The sequence below is a fragment of the Buchnera aphidicola (Thelaxes californica) genome (assembly GCF_005080825.1).
In the GTDB taxonomy this organism is placed as follows: domain Bacteria; phylum Pseudomonadota; class Gammaproteobacteria; order Enterobacterales; family Enterobacteriaceae; genus Buchnera_I; species Buchnera_I aphidicola_V.
On sequence record NZ_CP034852.1, the window covers coordinates 259,530 to 275,429 of the forward strand.

The following is a 15,900-nucleotide window of genomic DNA, read 5'->3' on the forward strand; positions in this document are numbered from 1 at the left end:
ATATAATGTATAAAAGTTTTATTATTTTTTTAATAAAGTATTTAAAAAAATTTCTTTCATCAAATTTAATAACCATTTGATGCGTTCAATATTATCATTTATTTTATGATCAAATAATAAAAGATTTTTATTATTATTATGATCAATTTTCCATTTAGTAATATTTTTATTCATTATATTAAAAAATTTATTTAATTGAATATTATGTTGATCTTGAAGTATAAAAATACCTCCTTTTTCATATGATTGTATTTCTTTAAAACCTGTAATTTCTGCAATAATTCTAATTTTGTTAATTTTTATTAAATTTTTTATAGTTTTAGGAATTTTTCCGAAATCAGTTAATAATTTTTTTTGAATGAGATCTATTTGTGATAATTCATGAGAATAACATAATTTTTTGTAAAAAGAGATTCTTATATATGGATCGTGAATATAACTATTTGGAATAATGGATGGAACATTTAATTCAATTTTCGGAGGAGATTGAAATACACAACTACTGTTGACATTTTTATTTTTTTTTATTTCTGATATTGTTTTATTTAACAATTGTGTATATAAAGAAACACCTATAGTTTTTATATGCCCACTTTGATCTTCCCCTAATAATTCTCCTATTCCTCGTATTTCTAAATCACGATTAGATAATGATAAACCTGATCCTAAACTGTTACAACTTGAAATAGCTGATATTCTTTGATATGCTTTTATGTTTATTTTTTTTAAATCATGTATTAACAACCATGCGTAAGCTTGAAAATTAGATCTTCCTACTCTTCCTCTTAATTGATGTAATTGAGATAAACCAAATTGATCAGCTCCTTCAATAATAATTGAATTAACATTAGGAATATCAATTCCAGTTTCAATAATTGTTGTACTAACTAATACATCAAATTTTTTTTCATAAAAATTAGTCATAATATTTTTTAATTCTTTTGGATGCATTTGACCATGTCCCATATGAATTTTTATTTGAGGTAATAAATTAGATAGTTTCAAAACTTTATTTTCAATGCTATTTACTTTATTAAAAATATAATATACTTGTCCTCCTCTATCTATTTCTTTTAATATAATTTCTTTTATTAAATTTATGTCGTATTGTTTTACAAATGTTTTAATAGGTAATCGATTTTTTGGTGGAGTATTTATAATTGATAAATCACGTACACCTGAAAAAGCCATGTTTAATGTTCTAGGTATAGGAGTTGCTGTTAATGTTAATACGTCAATATTCTGGTTATTTTTTTTTAAATATTCTTTATGCATAACTCCAAATCGATGTTCTTCATCAATAATTAATAAACCTAAATTATTCCATTGAACTTTATTAAATAACAGTTTATGTGTACCTATTAATATATTAATTTTTCCTGTTTGTGTTTGTAACAAAATTTGCTTTTCTTTTTTTTTTGTATTTAAACGAGATAAATGTTCAATTTTACATTTAAATGAAGAAAAACGTTCTTTAAAAATATACAGATGTTGTTGTGTTAATAACGTAGTTGGTACCAAAATTGCAACTTGTTTATTATTTATGAAAGATAAAAATGCAGCTCGAATAGCTATTTCTGTTTTTCCTAATCCTACATCTCCACATATAATTCTATCCATGGGTATATTTTTTGACATATCTTCAAATACAGATTTAATTACATTATTTTGGTCCGTAGTAATTTTAAAAGGACATTTTTTTATAAATTTTTTGTATTTTAATACATCATTTTTAAATGAATATCCGCTTATAGAAGCTCTTTTTGCTTGATTATCTAAGAGTATAAGCGCAGTATCATAAATTTTATCTGCAATTTTTTGTTTTTCTTTTTTCCAATTATTATTAAATAATTTAATTAATATTGGATTGATAGCATTATCAAACGAATATTTTTGTAATAAATGAATGGAATAAACTGGAATAAATAATTCTATGTTATTAAAACATGACAAAATTAAATATTCATTTTCGATATTTTTAACATTAATTTTTTTTAATCCTTTATATTGACCAATTCCATATTCTAAATGTATTAAAAAATCATTTTTTTGTATTTTATCTAATGTTTCAATATAAAAGCAATTTTTTGTATTATTCATTCTAATTATGGTATTGTTAAAATATATTTAAATTTTTTAAAAATTATTTTTAATACAATAATTATAATAATTTTTTTTTCAATTATAATGTGTTAATATCTTGTAAAAAAAATTATTTTATAAAGTATAAAATTTATTATTTTGTATGATTATAATATTACTTAATAATATATTATAACTTATTCAGATAATATTATAAATATTAAATTTTGATAAAAAAATTTATATATTTTGATATAATATATTAAAAATATTTTTATAAAATGTCATATTTCATTAAGATTGTTTTTTTATAAAATATTAATAATGACAACTATATAAGTTGTTATATAAAAATATAAAATTTTTTCACTTGATCATATTAAATTTAGAAAAACATTTAATTGAAGATATAATATATAATTAAAAAGAGGTAAATTATGATAATTAAAGTAGGAATTAATGGTTTTGGTAGAATCGGAAGAATGGTATTTCGATTGGCTCAATCTCATAAAAATATAAAGATAGTAGCTATTAATGATTTATTAAGTATTGATTATATAGCTTATTTATTGAAATATGATTCTACTCATGGAATTTTTAATAAAAAAATTAAATTTCATAATAATATTTTAACAATTGGTGAAAATAATATCAGAATTTCTTCAGAATCTGATATAAAAAAAATTAATTGGAAAGAAGTAGATGTTGATGTGGTAGTGGAAGCAACAGGGTTTTTTTTAACAAAAAATACTGCACAGGATCATTTGTTAGCAGGGGCTAAAAAAGTAGTTTTAACTGGTCCCTCTAAAGATGATACACCGATGTATGTTAATGGAGTAAATTTTCATCAGTATCGAGGAGAAAAAATAGTTTCTAATGCTTCATGTACAACTAATTGTTTAGCTCCATTAGCCAAAATTATTCATGACAATTTTAATATAATTGAAGGATTAATGACTACAGTACATGCAGCTACTGCTACACAAAAAGTAGTAGATGGGCCTTCTTATAAAGATTGGAGAGGAGGAAGAGGTGTTTTACAAAATATTATTCCTTCTTCAACTGGTGCTGCTAAAGCAGTTGGTGTAGTTATTCCTGAATTACAAGGTAAATTAACTGGAATAGCATTTAGAGTACCAACTGCTAATGTATCTGTTGTAGATTTAACAGTAAAATATAAAAAATCTACTACATATTTAGAAATTTGTAATATTATAAAACAATACTCACAAAATACAATGAAAGGTATTATTGGTTATATTGATGAAGAAGTTGTTTCTAGTGATTTTAATGGTAATTATCTAACTTCTATTTTTGATGCAAAAGCAGGTTTATCACTAAATAAAAATTTTACTAAATTGATTGCATGGTATGATAATGAAACAGGATATTCTAGTAAAGTATTAGATTTAGTATGTTTAGTATATAAAGAACAATAATTTTTTAGTTTATTTATCTATTAATACAATTTAATAATTATTAAAACAGTAAAAATTTTATTATAATACTGTTTTAATAATTTAATTATTTATTTAGATAAGAAATTAAATAATGATTAATACATTATTTAATTTCTTATCTAAATTCTACAATAATTTGTTCAACCCATTTATTAACGCGTTTTAATGTTTGCTCTGGTTGTCTATCTTCATCTATAATTAGTCCTAAAAAATATTTTTCATTTAATAATGATTTAGAAGCAGTAAAATTATATCCAGAAGTAGACCATTTTCCAACACATTCTCCTTTTCTTTTTTTGATTATTTTATAAATATAATATAAAGCATCACAAAAATATTCAGAATAATCTTCTTGATCACCACATCCAAAAAGAGCAATTTTTTTTCCTTTAAAATTTATTTTTTTTAAATTAGGTATAAAATCATTCCAATCACACTGTATTTCTCCATAATACCAAGTCGGAATACCAAAAATAATATTTTGATATTGCTCTATATCTTTAATTGTAGCATTTGAAATATCAAAAATTTTTATGTCATAATTACTTAATTTTTTTTTAATTATATTTGCAATATTTTCTGTATTTCCGGTATCAGTACCAAAAAAAATTCCTATTTTTTTCATATTTATTCCTTAATACTTTATTTATTAAAAATAAATATTTTTAATATATACAACACCATAAATATATTAATTTCATTACAACACTGAATTTAAAAAAAGTGATATATATTTTAATTCATATAATATGTTGAAGAATTTTTTGATAAAAATTCATATTATGAATTTTTATCAAAATATGTATAAAATTGATTTTATATATTTTGATTACATATTGTTAAAAAATATTTATATTGAATTATTTATTTAATCAAAAAAATAAATTTTATTATTTATATTATAACTAAAGGTTGAAAAATATTGTATAGATCAATTTTTTATTATTTTTCATTTGTTAATAAATTTATTAAAACATTATTATTTAATCATATTTAATAAACAAAAAAAAATAAATTATGTATATTATAATATTAAATATTAATTACATAAATATAAAACAATATAATATTAAAATTTATAAAAAAAATTTTTAATAAAAAAGTTAAACAAATTTTATAGATAAATTGTATAAGATATTAAGTAAAATATAAAATTGTTTATAAAAAAAATTTTTTTGGAATAAAAAATTTTTTTTATAAATATTATTTACAATAATAATTATTTTATAAAACTCAGTTTAAAAGTGTAAAAAAAATATTTGTGTTAAAAAATATATATTTAAACAATAAACACTTTAAAAAAGAAAAGACATTTTTATTAAAATTAGAAGTGGATACTTATTGATCTCTTATTAAAATATTAGTAACAATTTTTACATATATCATATTTATTTATTTTAAAAGAAATATTTATTAGATTTTGGAATATATAAAAAATAATTTATTTTACCCAGTTAATTAAAAACAAAAATGTTATGACAATTTAATGATAGTGAATATATTTTTAAGTACAAAAAAATTTTTTTACAAAATAGTTCTATTAAAATAGAATGATAACCATTATTGAAACGTTGGTAAAAATAACTTTACTAGTATTCTTATAATTATAAGAGAAATAATTTAATGAAAAAAATAAATATTATTGTTTATTAATTTAAAATTTTTTATTTATTAATTTTTTAATAACAAATTTATTAGTTATTGAAACAAAAACAAAGATATTATATTGTCTAAATATAAAGAAATATTATTTTTTTTAAATGAAGATAATAAAAAATGAAATAAATATTACATTATTAATATATTAATAATGTAATATTTTTAATAACAGATAAAATTATTCATGAATAAAATTATGTAATTCTTATAGATTTTTTATTTTATAATATTTAAATAAAATGCAAATTATTTTAAAAAAAAATGTTATATGAATCCATATTTATAGAATGATGATATTTTGACAGAAATAAGTTATTCTAACTGTAGTATAGATATAGTTATTTTTTATTTATCGCACAACTATTTTATATAATCAAACATATATAAAAATTTTAAAAAAAAAGGAATGTCAATAATACTGTATGAATAATTTTTTATTAGAATCATTAATTAATGAAAAGTTGAATAGTAATATTTTTCAAGATGTAGTTCCTAATGGACTACAAATAGAAGGAAAAAGTGAAATACAAAAAATATTGTGTGCAGTCACAGCTTGTCAAGCAGTTTTAGATATAGCTGTATTAGAAAAATATGATGCAATAATAGTACATCATGGATATTTTTGGAAAAATGAAGACAATATTATTAAAGGTATTAAACGTAATCGTTTAAAAACTATTTTATCTAACGATATTAATTTATATTGTTGGCATCTTCCCCTAGATGATCATAAAACATTAGGTAATAATGTTCAAATCGCTAAACAATTACAAATAAAAATTTTTGGTAAAATTGCTCCATATGTATTATGGGGAAAATTTGATATACCAATTTTAGCTTGTGATCTAAAACAAAAAATAACAAAAGTATTTGGTAGAATACCTTTTCATTGTGGTGGACAATATAATAAAAAAATTAAAACAATTGCTTGGTGTTCAGGTAAAGGTCAAAATTTTATTAATATAGCAGCTAACTCTAAAATGGATGCTTTTTTAACAGGAGAAGTATCAGAAGAAACTGTACATATTGCAAAAGAAAATAACATGCACTTTTTTTCTGCAGGACATCATGCTACAGAATGTGCAGGAATTCAATATTTAGGATCATGGATTAAAAAAAAATATAATCTTAATGTAAATTTTATAAATATTTTTAATCCAATTTAGTTGATAATATATTTCACAATTTTATTTAAAAAATATATATGTATTTCTAAAAAATCAACTTGAATTATAAAACTTTCAAAAATATGCAATATATATATATTAAATAAAGAGATAAGCATGACTACTCAAAATATTACTTTTTGGAAAAATTCTTCTTGTTTATGTCATCATAATTTAAAATATTTAGAAGAATATTATTCTAAATATATTATAGATGTTAATAAAAAAAAAATAAATGATTGTGATCATATTAAAAATACAAAACATATTTTTATGAAAGAAAAAAAAATTTTTTTGGAACAAGATTGGTTAAATATAATTAATTTTTTTCGTTTTTATGGTCATAATTATTCCAATATAAACCCTTTACATAATAGTGTAAAACAAAAAGATATTGATCTTAAATATTGTGATAATAATATTCCATTAAATTTTAACGAAAAGATATTAAAAAATTTTTTTTTAAATTTTCGTTCTGCTTATCCTATATTAAAAAAACCATTAGATATTTTAAAAAAAATTTACTGTTCTAATATAGGAGTAGAATTTTTACATATTAATAATGAACAAGAAATTCAATGGATTTGTGAACGTTTTGAAAAAAATCCTTTAAAAAATTTTTTTAGTTTGTCAGAAAAAAAAAGATTTTTACAACAAATAATTAAAGCAGAAAGTTTCGAAAAATATTTAAATTCTCAATTTCCTGGTGCTAAACGTTTTTCTTTAGAGGGGTGTGATGTTTTAATTCCTTTATTACAATATGTTATTACATTTTCTAAAAAAAATAATATAAAAGAAATTGCAATAGGAATGTCTCATAGAGGTCGTTTAAATGTTTTGTCAAATGTGTTTAAAAAAAATATATTAAATATTATTGCAGAATTTTCTGGAAAAAATTGTAATAGCACTTTTAGTGGAGATGTGAAATATCATTTAGGTTATATAAGAAAAATTTTTTTAAATTATAAAAATAGCATTTCTATTATATTAAAACATAATCCTTCTCATTTAGAATTAATTTATCCAGTTCTACTAGGTACAGTCAAATCACATCTTGAAAAAAAAAATTATCATGATACGAATAATATTTTACCTATTATTATTCATGGAGATGCAGCAATTACTGGTCAAGGTGTAGTTCAAGAATCTTTAAATATGTCACAAACTAAATCTTTTGGAGTAGGTGGTATTATACACATTATCTTAAATAATCAAATTGGGTTTACAACATCCAAATGTAATGAATTAAGATCTACAAAATATTGTACCGATATTGCAAAAATGATTTACGCACCAATATTTCATGTAAATGCTGATGATGTAGAATCTGTTATATTTATTATACAAACTGCTTTAATGTTTCGTCTCAAATTTAAAAAAGATGTATTTATAGATTTAATTTCTTATCGTAGAAATGGACATAATGAAACAGATGAACCTACAGTTACTCAACCTATGATGTATAAAAAAATTAAAGCACATCCTTCTGTAAGTATAATTTATAGCAATAAATTAATGTGTGATAATATTATTACAACAAATTTTTTAGAACAAGAACAAAAAAAATATTTTGATAATATACAAAAAAAAATTCAAAATAATAATATAAATAATTTTTCGAAAAATTTATTAGAAAAATATAAATTAAATCAAAAATTCCAAAAAAAAATTAATATACAGATTTTAAAAAATTTATTAATTTCAGCAAATACTATACCTTCCAATATTCATATTCACCCTTTAGTCAAAAAAATAATTCAACATAGATATTCTTTAATTAAAAAAAATTATATAGATTGGGCTTTAGCAGAAATTTTAGCATATGCAACATTATTATATTCAGGTATATCATGTCGATTATCTGGTCAAGATATTAATCGCGGGACATTTTTTCATCGTCATATTGATATTCATGATCAATTAAATGGTTCTATTTATACTCCTTTAAACAATATTAAAAATGTTTCAGGGAAATTTTATTCTAATAATTCTGTTTTATCAGAAGAATCCGTTTTAGGTTTTGAATATGGTTATAGCTCTAATCAAAATCATACTTTAACTATTTGGGAAGCTCAATTTGGAGATTTTGTTAATGGTGCTCAGAATATTATTGATCAATTTATTGTAAGTGGGGTTGATAAATGGGGGGAAGTAAGTAATTTAATTATGCTTTTACCACATGGTTATGAAGGACAAGGTCCTGAGCATTCTTCTGCAAGAGTTGAAAGATTTTTACAATTATGTGCTAATTCTAATATAGAATTATGTATTCCAACTACTGCTTCACAAATTTTTCATATAATTTATAAACAAATATTTAAAAAAAATATGAATCCTGTGATAGTAATGACTCCTAAATCTATGTTAAGAAACATCTCAACATATTCAAAAATAGATGATTTATTAAAAAATACTTTTTTAAATATTATCCCTGAAATGCAAGATAATAACATTAAAAATGTTATAAGATTAATTTTTTGTTGTGGAAAAATTTATTACGAATTAATGAATGCTAACAAAGAAAATAAATATATATCTATAATTAGAATTGAACGATTATATCCTTTTCCTGAAAAGGAAATTGAAATATGTATAAAAAAATATCATATTAATTGTGAAATAATATGGTGCCAAGAAGAACCTAAAAACCAAGGAGCGTGGTCATATATTTCAATACATTTTAATAATATATTAAATCGTTTATGTGTTTCAAAAACAATTCAATATATTGGAAGAATTGAATCAGCTTCTACTGCAACAGGATATTTCAACATTCATGAAAAAGAACAATTATCTATTATTAATGAAGCAATTCATATAATTAAGAAAAAGGATTGATAATGAGTAAAAAAATAGAAATTTACTCTCCTGTTTTACCTGAATCTGTTATTAATGCAACTGTTTCAACATGGTATAAAAAAGTTGGAGATAAAATAAAATATAATGATATTCTATTAGATTTAGAAACAGATAAAGTTATTTTAGAAATTCCAGCTCCTCAAGATGGAATTTTATATAAAATTATAAAACCTGCAGGAGCAACAGTAGTATCAAAAGATATATTAGGATTATTAAATGTTGAAACAAATACTATACACGATGTAGCTCTTATAAGACATCAAAAACACAAAAAAATAGAAAATAATCAAGTCTTAACATTAAGTATTACTCCGAGCGCAAGACGTTTAATTAATACATATGATATTTCTATAAAAAATTTACGAAAAATATGTAAAGATAAAAAAATCACAAGTGCAATTGTAGAAAAATATATTAGAAATCAATTAAATTCTAAACAAAACATATCGTTTAAAAATTGTAATCAAATAAATATACCTCAACAAAATTTGAAAAATGATAAAAAAACTCAGCGTATACCTATGTCTCCTATGCGTCAAAGTATCTGTGAAAGATTGTTACAAAGTAAAAATTCCACAGTAATGTTAACTACTTTTCAAGAAATCAATATGCAGCATATAATACAATTAAGAGAAAAATATCAAAATGATTTTCAAGAAAAAAATTTAGTAAAATTAGGATTTATGTCATTTTATGTTAAAGCAATAACAGAATGTTTAAAGCAATTTCCAGAAATTAATGCTTCCATTGAAGGAAAAGATATAATTTATTATAAATATTTTGACATTAGTATAGCAGTTTCTACTAAAAAAGGATTAATTACTCCGATTTTAAAAAATACTGATAATTTAAGTATGAGCGAAATTGAAAAAAAAATAAAAAGTTTTGTTATTAAAGCAAATGAAGGAAAATTAAAAATTGAAGAATTAATCGGAGGAAATTTTACTATCAGTAATGGAGGGGTTTTTGGTTCTTTATTTTCCACTCCTATTATTAACCCCCCTCAATCTGCAATTTTGGGAATTCATACTATTAAGAAACGTCCTGTAGTAATAAATAACATGATAAAAATTATGCCTATGATGTATGCTGCTTTAACTTATGATCATAGAATAGTAGATGGAAAAGAAGCGATTAGCTTTTTAAAAATGTTTAAAAATATATTAGAAGATTATTCACGAATAAGTTTAAATATTTAGTTACTTTTTCATAATTTTAGTTTTTAAAAAAAATTATTGTTTAATACATTAATATGTTGGTATATAAATGTTTATTTATATACCAACATATTAATCTATATATAAAAAGTTATTAAAGTGTTTAATAAAATAAAAAAATTTAATATATTTATATCAATTTATTAAATGCATAAAAATATGAATGATATTTAGTATTATTAATATTTATTGTTTTTCTACGATATTTAAATTTTATTTTTTATTCATGAAACATTATTAAAATAAAATTATTATTTTCTTATTTTTTGTATAAAAATATACATATATTGATTATTTTTATTGTTTTTAAAAATTAATTTTATCAAATATTTATAATTTGCAATGTATATGTAAAAATTTTGTTATATGTTTTTATAGTGTAATTATTAATTAATATAATATTTTTGTAATGATAAAAATTATTAACATAAAAAATATTTCTTGTTGTATATATAAAATATATTATAATTAAAATTATAAGAATATTATAAAGAGTGCATTCTTAAAAAGAATGATATAATAAATATAAGTTATTTAAGATAGATAATATCATCATTCTTCCTATTCATTTTTATAAAAAATATTTTTTTAAGGAAAAATATATGTCCCATCAAAATTTAATATTAATTCGACATGGAGAAAGTTTATGGAATCAAAAAAATCAGTTTACTGGTTGGAGAGACATTGATCTATCTCAAAAAGGGGAACAAGAAGCATTACAAGCTGCTATGTTATTAAAAAAACATAATTTTAAATTTGATTGTAGTTATACTTCTGTATTAAAAAGAGCTATTCATAGTTTGTGGATTATATTAAAAAATATACAACATTCTTGGATTCCAGTAAAAAAAGATTGGAAATTAAATGAAAGACATTACGGTATATTAGAAGGTTTAAATAAAAAAGCAGTAGAATTAAAATATGGAACAGAGCAAATGCATCAATGGCGTCGTAGTTTTACCATATGTCCTCCTAAAATATCAGAAACAAATGTTTTTTTTCCAGGTAATGATTGTCGATACAATAATATTCCAAAAAGTTTAATACCAACATCAGAAAGCTTAAAGGACACAATGAAAAGAGTAGTTACGTATTGGAATACAACAATTTTACCTGAAATTAAAAAAGATAAAAAAATATTAATTGTTGCACATGGAAATTCTTTAAGATCTTTAATTAAATATTTAGCAAATATTAATGATAATGAAATTGAAAAAATAGAATTAAATACTGGAGTTCCTATTGTTTATGAATTTGATTCTACTTATCAACCAAAAAAATATTATACTTTATAAAAAGTAATATAATAACTTTACATTTTTTATTAAAATAATTTACATAACTAAAAGGAATTAATATGATTAAAACAATAGGAGTATTAACAAGTGGAGGAGATGCTCCTGGAATGAATGCAGCTATAAGAGGTGTAGTGCGATCTGGAATTAGTGAAAGTTTAGTTATGTATGGAATTTATGATGGATACTTAGGATTATATAATGATAAAATGGTGATTTTAGATAGATATAGTGTATCTGATATAATTAATAAAGGTGGAACTTTTTTAGGTTCTGCAAGATTTTCAGGTTTTTTAGATGAAAAAAAAAGATTAATAGCAATTAATAATATGAAAAAAAAAAATATTGATGCCCTTATTATTATAGGAGGTGATGGTTCTTATTCTGGAGCTCTTTGTTTAACAAAGATGAATTTTCCGTGTATTTGTATACCAAGTACAATTGATAACGATATTTCAGGAACAGACTATACTATCGGTTATAGTACAGCATTAGAAACCATTGTACAGGCAATTGATCGATTAAGAGATACATCTTCTTCTCACCAAAGAATTACAATTATTGAAGTAATGGGGAGAAATTGTGGTGATTTAACTATTTCTGCCGCTATTGCAGGAGGATGTGAATTTGTAATTTTACCAGAATTACCATATAACAAACAAGAATTATTAGATACAATACAATGCGGCATAAAAAATGGTAAAAAACATGCAATTATAGTTGTTACAGAGTATATGTGTAATACTTTTCAATTAGCAAAATATATTGAAAATAAAACTGGTCGTGAAACTAGAGCAACAATTTTAGGACATTTACAAAGAGGAGGTAGTCCTGTAGCTTATGATCGTATTTTAGCATCCAGAATGGGAGCTTATTCTATTGAATTACTATTATCAGGATATAAACAACATTGTATTGGAATTAAAAACGAAAAATTAATTCATTACAAAATTCAAGATGCTTTAACAAATATAGAAAAATCTTCTAAATATCAGTTATTAAAAGTTGCACAAAAATTGTATTAAATATAAAAAATATATTTTAAATGATCAAGTTTTTTTTATAAAAAATTTTAAACAATTTTAAGTAAAATTTGATGTTCTATTTTTTTGATATAAAAACAATATAATTATTTTTATATTATTGATGATTAAAATTGTTTTTTATTTTTTTAATAGATCATGTTTTTGATCATTTTAATAAATATTTCACTATTTAAAGAAGAGTTACCTACTAATAATCCATCAACATCTTTTTGTTGTGATAACATTTTAATATTTTTTTCATTTACTGATCCACCATAATAAATAGATAAAGATTGTATGGAATTATTTGTATAATATTGAATATATTTTTTAATAAATTTATGAATATTAATAACTTCTTCTATAGATGCAGACTTTCCTGTTCCAATAGCCCAAACAGGTTCATATGCAATAATTGTATTGTCAAATGCTGTATTACCTAATTCATCTAAAATTTTAGTTATTTGTTGTTTTAAAACTAATTCTGTTTGTTTCATTTCTTTTTCTTTTAAATTTTCTCCAACACATAAAATTGGAATTAATTCCGATTCTTTAACTTTAATAAATTTTTTTAAAATAATATTATTATTTTCATTATGAAAATTTCTACGTTCAGAATGACCCACAATAACATATTTTACAAAATTTTCTTTTAGCATATGTATTGAAACTTCTCCAGTAAAAGCTCCAATAGAATTGTAACTAACATCTTGTGAACATAAATGAATATTTAAATCTAAATCATTTATTATATGTTTAACTAAACATAAATAAATTTGTGGAAAAGCAATAACAATATTTACAGAATTTAACTCTGTTTTAGTTAAATGTCTGTGTACATTTAACAAAAAATCAGTAATTATTTTTTTATTTCCGTTTAATTTCCAATTTGCAATTATTGTTTTTTTCATGATTTTAATATTCCTTTTTTTTCTTAAAAAAATTTTTACTAAGTTACTATAAAAAAATTATTAGTAACTTAGTTCGAAAATGCTGAACATAAAAATTATAAGTATTTTTGGATTGTTTTAGATACTGAAAAAATTAATACATTTTATATTTGATATACATGTATATTTTAATATTACATTAAAAGTCATATATATGATATTCATTAAAATTTTAATTGTATTTATATATTTCATAGAATTTAAAAATTAATATATTAAATAATAATAAAATAAATATTTATATATATATTGTACAAACTTTTTACCATATCTTGTTTATATAACGATGTTGCACAAAATATAATTAGTACATAAAACTATAATAGTTTTTTATGTATTTTTTAATATCAAAAAATAGTTTCAAAAATTTATTCTGTAACTTGAGCAGCTTTAAATGCTTCAGTCATAATATTATTACCATTTTTTTTCGATTCTGCAATATTTATTTCAGTTTTTAATTTTTTTGTTTGTATTTTTTTTTTATCATTGTTTTGAGGAACATAAATTACGTTAATGATTCTATTTTTTTTATCAATATTGTGGATCATTACTTCAATTTTTTGACCAATTTTAAAATCATTAATACTTAATTTTTTTTTATTTTCATAATGTTTTAATAAAATTTCAGTATTTAACGTTATTATTCCTCGAACACCATTTTCTAATGATAATATTATTTGATTATTTTTTTCTGAAATTAAAACAATTGTGCCTATAATTTTATTTTTTTTCTTATGTAAAATAAAAAATTTATTTAAAGGATCTTCTTTAAGATGTTTTAAACCTAAAGAAATTCTTTCTCTTTCTGCGTCAACTTGTAGAACTACAGCAGTAATATCTTCTCCTTTTTTATAATTGTCAATTAATTTTTCTCCTGTTTCTGTCCATGAAATATCAGATAAATGTATTAATCCATCAATTCCTTTAGGTAAACCAACAAAAATTCCGAAATCTGTAATAGATTTAATTTTTCCTTGAACATGACTTCCTTTTTTATTTTCTTCTAAAAACTCTTTCCAAGGATTATTTTTACATTGTTTTAAACCAAGAGAAATACGTCTTCTATCTTCATCAATATCTAATACCATTACTTTAACTGTTTCATTAATGTTAACTAACTTAGAAGGGTGAATATTTTTATTAGTCCAATCCATTTCAGAAACATGTACTAATCCTTCAACTCCTTCCTGAATTTCTACAAAACATCCATAATCTGTTAAATTTGTAACTCTTCCATCAATTTTAATTCCTTCTGGATATTTTGTCGAAATAGCAACCCAAGGATCTTCTCCAAGTTGTTTTAAACCTAAAGACACTCGCGTTCTTTCTTTATCAAATTTTAATATTTTAACTTGTATTTCATCTCCTATATTTACAATTTCACTTGGATGTTTTACTCTTTTCCAAGCCATATCTGTAATGTGTAATAATCCATCTACTCCACCTAAATCTACAAATGCCCCATAATCTGTTAAATTTTTAACTATCCCTGTTAAATTTATTCCTTCTTTTAAGTTCTGTAATAATTGATCACGTTCTGCACTATTTTCATATTCTATAACGGCTCTTCTAGAAACCACTACATTATTTCTTTTTTTATCTAATTTAATAACTTTAAATTCTAATTCTTGACCCTCTAAATTAACTGAGTCTCTGATAGGTCTTACATCTACTAGAGAACCAGGTAAAAAAGCACGTATATCATTTAATTCAACAGTAAAACCTCCTTTAACTTTTCCATTAATTAAACCTTTAATATTAATAGCATCTTTATAAGCTTTTTCTAAAATAATCCATGATTCATGTCTTTTAGCTTTTTCTCGTGATAATAAAGTGGAACCAAAACCATCTTCTACAGCATCCAATGCAACATCAACAATATCTCCTATTTGTATTTCCAATTTACCTTGTGCATCTTTAAATTGTTCAATAGGTATATTTGATTCTGATTTTAACCCTGCATCTACTAATACAGTATCTTTTTCAATAGAAATAATTGTTCCTTGAATAATTGATCCTGGTTTAGTATTAATCGTTTTTAATGATTCTTTAAATAAATTCGAAAAAGATTCTATCATATTAATAATCTTCAAAAATTTTTATAGTTTATATTTTTTTTGTTTAATTTTTCTTAAAACAAAAAAAAGAATGAATAATTTATAATTTTTCCATAAATTATAAGATTAA

The 15,900-nt window shown here is 21.3% G+C and carries 10 protein-coding genes; 6 read left to right on the plus strand and 4 right to left on the minus strand.

The window, feature by feature from the left end:
* Positions 1–21: 21 nt before the first annotated feature.
* Positions 22–2,100 carry a DEAD/DEAH box helicase gene (locus D9V80_RS01140; RefSeq protein WP_158353409.1) on the minus strand — a complete coding sequence of 693 codons (2,079 nt, stop codon included), beginning with the start codon at positions 2,098–2,100 and terminating at the stop codon, positions 22–24.
* Between the two features lie 419 nt (positions 2,101–2,519).
* On the opposite strand from D9V80_RS01140, the gene gap reads away from it, so the two are divergent.
* Positions 2,520–3,521, plus strand: a complete 1,002-nt coding sequence (gene gap, locus D9V80_RS01145; protein ID WP_158353411.1) for a type I glyceraldehyde-3-phosphate dehydrogenase — start codon at positions 2,520–2,522, stop codon at positions 3,519–3,521.
* Between the two features lie 136 nt (positions 3,522–3,657).
* Here the strand turns inward: gap and fldA are convergent, their stop codons facing one another.
* Positions 3,658–4,167 (minus strand): flavodoxin FldA, encoded by a 510-nt coding sequence (gene fldA, locus D9V80_RS01150; RefSeq protein ID WP_158353413.1) that lies wholly within the window; start codon positions 4,165–4,167, stop codon positions 3,658–3,660.
* Between the two features lie 1,456 nt (positions 4,168–5,623).
* On the opposite strand from fldA, the gene D9V80_RS01155 reads away from it, so the two are divergent.
* From D9V80_RS01155 to pfkA, 5 genes are all read left to right on the plus strand, one after another.
* Entirely contained in the window at positions 5,624–6,367 is a 744-nt protein-coding gene (locus tag D9V80_RS01155; RefSeq protein ID WP_158353415.1) for a Nif3-like dinuclear metal center hexameric protein, read from the plus strand.
* Positions 6,368–6,484: 117 nt separating this feature from the next.
* Positions 6,485–9,205, plus strand: a complete 2,721-nt coding sequence (locus tag D9V80_RS01160; RefSeq protein WP_158353417.1) for a 2-oxoglutarate dehydrogenase E1 component — start codon at positions 6,485–6,487, stop codon at positions 9,203–9,205.
* A 2-nt stretch (positions 9,206–9,207) separates the two neighbouring features.
* A complete protein-coding gene (sucB, locus tag D9V80_RS01165) occupies positions 9,208–10,425 on the plus strand; it encodes a dihydrolipoyllysine-residue succinyltransferase (RefSeq protein WP_158353419.1) in 1,218 nt (405 codons plus the stop codon).
* Between the two features lie 620 nt (positions 10,426–11,045).
* Complete coding sequence (gene gpmA, locus D9V80_RS01170) at positions 11,046–11,738, plus strand: 2,3-diphosphoglycerate-dependent phosphoglycerate mutase (protein ID WP_158353421.1); 693 nt, start codon at positions 11,046–11,048, stop codon at positions 11,736–11,738.
* Between the two features lie 62 nt (positions 11,739–11,800).
* On the plus strand, positions 11,801–12,763 hold the full coding sequence (pfkA, locus tag D9V80_RS01175; RefSeq protein ID WP_158353423.1) for a 6-phosphofructokinase: 963 nt from the start codon (positions 11,801–11,803) through the stop codon (positions 12,761–12,763).
* 146 nt (positions 12,764–12,909) lie between these two features.
* On the opposite strand, the gene tpiA is transcribed toward pfkA, so the two are convergent.
* Positions 12,910–13,674 carry a triose-phosphate isomerase gene (tpiA, locus tag D9V80_RS01180; protein ID WP_158353425.1) on the minus strand — a complete coding sequence of 255 codons (765 nt, stop codon included), beginning with the start codon at positions 13,672–13,674 and terminating at the stop codon, positions 12,910–12,912.
* Positions 13,675–14,081: 407 nt separating this feature from the next.
* The gene (gene rpsA / locus D9V80_RS01185) at positions 14,082–15,791 is read right to left on the minus strand and encodes a 30S ribosomal protein S1 (protein ID WP_158353427.1); all 1,710 of its coding nucleotides are present in this window, start codon (positions 15,789–15,791) and stop codon (positions 14,082–14,084) included.
* Between the last annotated feature and the right edge of the window lie 109 nt (positions 15,792–15,900).